The sequence below is a fragment of the Corynebacterium sp. HMSC069E04 genome (genome assembly GCF_001813175.1).
GTDB classification, from domain to species: Bacteria; Actinomycetota; Actinomycetes; order Mycobacteriales; family Mycobacteriaceae; genus Corynebacterium; species Corynebacterium aurimucosum.
This window is the reverse complement of the sequence record NZ_KV811686.1, coordinates 1-3,317: the sequence shown is the minus strand read 5'-3', so window position 1 is coordinate 3,317 and position 3,317 is coordinate 1. Positions and strand designations below refer to the sequence as shown.

1 protein-coding gene is annotated in these 3,317 nt (G+C 56.0%); it reads left to right on the top strand.

Translation table 11 applies throughout. The annotated features are described in order from the left end of the window. Positions 1–138: 138 nt before the first annotated feature. A partial coding sequence (locus tag HMPREF2896_RS07630; protein ID WP_070718897.1) for a YPDG domain-containing protein occupies positions 139–3,317 on the top strand: 3,179 nt, incomplete at its 3' end.

Genomic DNA, 3,317 nt, shown 5'->3' with positions numbered 1-3,317 from the left:
GGGGGGGGGGGGGGGGGGGGGGGGGGTAACGTCTCAGCTTGAGTCCAGTCTGCCTTCAGGAATGCTTAAGAGGCTTCGAAATCTGACCTAGGGCAGCAGTTGACCCATTCCCTAATTGTTCTCATGAAAGGATTCTTCATGGATTTGAAGAGTTTCAACGGTTCCGCTCGTCGCCGTGGTACGACGATTGCTGCCGCCGCGCTCTCTGTCGCGATGGTTGCGCCCTTCGTTCACCCAGTCGTAAGTCCGAATGCTGCGCCGGCAGCTATTGCTCAGGACGCCACGCCTGATCAGAAGCCCAGTGTGGATACCCGAGGCACTTCGGAAGCGACCGCTATCCGAGCAGATGGTACTTGGGGTCAGAAGCAGGGATACCAAGGTACGGTCTATTTGGATCGCGACTCCGGCCCGGAGGCCCAGAATGAAGCTGACGAAGCTATGTCTGGTGTCAAGGTCTTCTTGCAGTACGTCAATGGCAAGGGTCAAGTTTCGCCAATCTACTACACCACATCGGATTCCGAGGGCAAGTTCGTCTTCGACCTCTCTAATGCGCCGAAGGATGGCCTGGGTAACCCTATCGAGTTTAAACTGGCCGGAGATTCGAAGTTCCAGGTTCGAACCTGGGCTGAGAACCCAGACCCGGCAAAATACACCTTGGCAGCCGGTGGCGACATGTACAGCGGTCGCTTCCACAACCGTTTGACCCGTAAATGGGAAAGCTGGGATTTCACTGCGGGAATCAACCGCATCGTGGGAGGCAAGGTTGTATTCCAGGAACGCCCGAACGTTGAAGGCTGGCTTGCCAAGCCCGAGGCTGAGTGGACGGAGGCACCGACTGCAGATAAGAAGTGGCCAGAGGGTGGAATTTTTGGCACCGCTCGTGGCAGCGTCTGGTGGGAAAACAACGAGGCCGGTGGATCGCTTCCGAACCAGTACTACAAGGGAGCTGCCGATCGCGCAGCTACAAACGTCAAGGTTGTCGGCTCGTATGTCAACGACGAAGTGGCTCGCGAGTTTGACGCTTGGAAGGACGCCAACAAAAACCATACCCGTGAGCAGTTCCGTGTCGCACAAAAGGAAATCGTCGACGCATACCAGGCTGAGCACGGCGAAGGTTCCCACATTGCGGAGTCCCGCGTTGCCTATGTAAAGGACGATGGTTCCTTCTATCTGCCGTTTGCTGGCTTGTATGGCGTCAGCCACAACAAGAAGGGAAACCAGACCACTGATGAGGAGTGGGGCAAGCTCGTCTCTGCTGAGGAAGAAGAGCATGGCAACCTGATGCAGTGGAACGGCACACTTGGCCAGCGTCACCGCCACATCAACACGGACTATATGTACCTGTATCCGGTAGTTGGCGAGAACCGCGACCTGTGGATGGGTAACTACCAGGACAACATGTTCCAGCCTCCCCATGGCGGAAATCTCGGTATTGAAAACGCGTCTGCGAACATTTCTGTCCAGCACTTCGCTCTGCTGACTCCGCGCCCGATTCACGACGTCATCAACTACGATAACGCCTCTGCTATTGCTGCCCCTGGAGATACCGCCAAGTCGAAGACCACGGGCTTGGTTCCCAACCAGCAGTACGCTATTGAGTGGTTTGCAGACGGTGAATCCACCGGTGAGATCTGCACCGTCACGGCTAACGAGCTTGGTGAGCTGGAGTCCTGCGACTTCACCGTTCCGAACGATCTCTCCAAGCCGACTGTGTACTCTTCTCAGGTATTCGCTGCCGATGCTTCGGGTCAGCCCACGGGTACGCTCCTCTTGGCCGACTCCTTCTTGGCAGATCCGACCGTCGTTAAGTATGACCAGACCAAGGGCACTGCCAAGGAAAAGGATCTTGAAGCAAAGCCTTCCTTCGACAACCCGAATACTGATGCCGTTGAGGAGATGCCGGAAGGTGCAACCTTCGAGTTCGCAGACCCTGCCGCCGCCGAAAAACTGGGCCTGACAATCGACGCTAAGACCGGTGTGATCACCTGGCCTGCAGATAAGCAGGTTGAAGGCAAAAACGAGGCCCTGGTAAAGGTTACTTGGACCCCGGCTGAGGGGGCTGACCCGGTATCTCGCAAGGTTCCTGCGACGTTTGACCTGGATGCACCTGCTGCAAAGGACAATGAGACCTTTGAGCCTGGTTATGAGGATGGTTCTGGTAAGCCGGGTGAGGATGTAACTGTTCCGGCTCCGGAGTTTAAGGACAAGGACGGTAACCCGACTACTGCTCCTGATGGCACGAATTTCAAGCCTGGTGAGAATGCTCCGGATGGTGTGAAGGTTGATCCGAACACTGGTGAGATCACTGTTACCGTTCCTGAGGATGCTAAGCCTGGTGACAAGATCACTGTTCCGGTTGAGGTGACTTACCCGGATGGTTCTAAGGACAACGTTGACGTCACCGTTACCGTTGATGAGCCGGATGCTCCTGAGCAGCCTGAGGTTAAGGACAATGAGAAGTTCGAGCCGAAGTACAACGATGGTGCTGGCCAGCCTGGTACCACCGCGCCGGTTGATGCTCCGACCTTTACCGATAAGGACGGCAACAAGGTAATTGTTCCGGAAGGCACCAAGTTCGCCACGGACAAGGATGGTGTTGAGGTCGCCGAGGATGGTTCGCTGAAGGTTCAGATTCCGGAGGATGCCAAGCCTGGTGAGAAGATCACTGTTCCGGTTGTTGTGACTTACCCGGATGGCTCGACGGACAATGTTGATGTCACGGTGACTGTCACCGACCCTGATTCGACGCCTGAATGGGGAGACGGTGAAGGTAAGCCGGGTGACAAGGTTACCGTTCCGAATGAAGGTGGCGATGTTCCGGAAGGCTCTACGGTTGAGGTAGAGGGCCCCGGCAAGGCTGAAATCGATGAGAACGGCAACCTGATTGTCGACATCGATGAGGACGCTAAGCCTGGTGACAAGGTTGTTGTCGTTGTCAAGGACAAGGACGGCAAGGAGATCGACCGCGTAGAGGTTGAGGTTGAGCAGCCGGATGCTCCTGCTGACAAGCCGGACTGGAAGGACGGCAAGGGTAAGCCTGGCGACAAGGTTGAAATCCCGAACACTGGTGGTCCGGTTGAGGACGGCACCACGGTTGAGACCGAAGGCCCGGGTAAGGCTAAGATCGATGAGAACGGCAAGCTGATTGTCGACGTTGATAAGGACGCTAAGCCTGGTGACAAGGTTGTTGTCGAGGTGAAGGATCCGGAAGGCAACACAATCGACGACTCGACCGTGACTGTTACCGAGCCGAGTGCACCTGCTGACAAGCCGGACTGGACGGATGACAAGGGTAAGCCTGGCGACAAGGTTGAAAT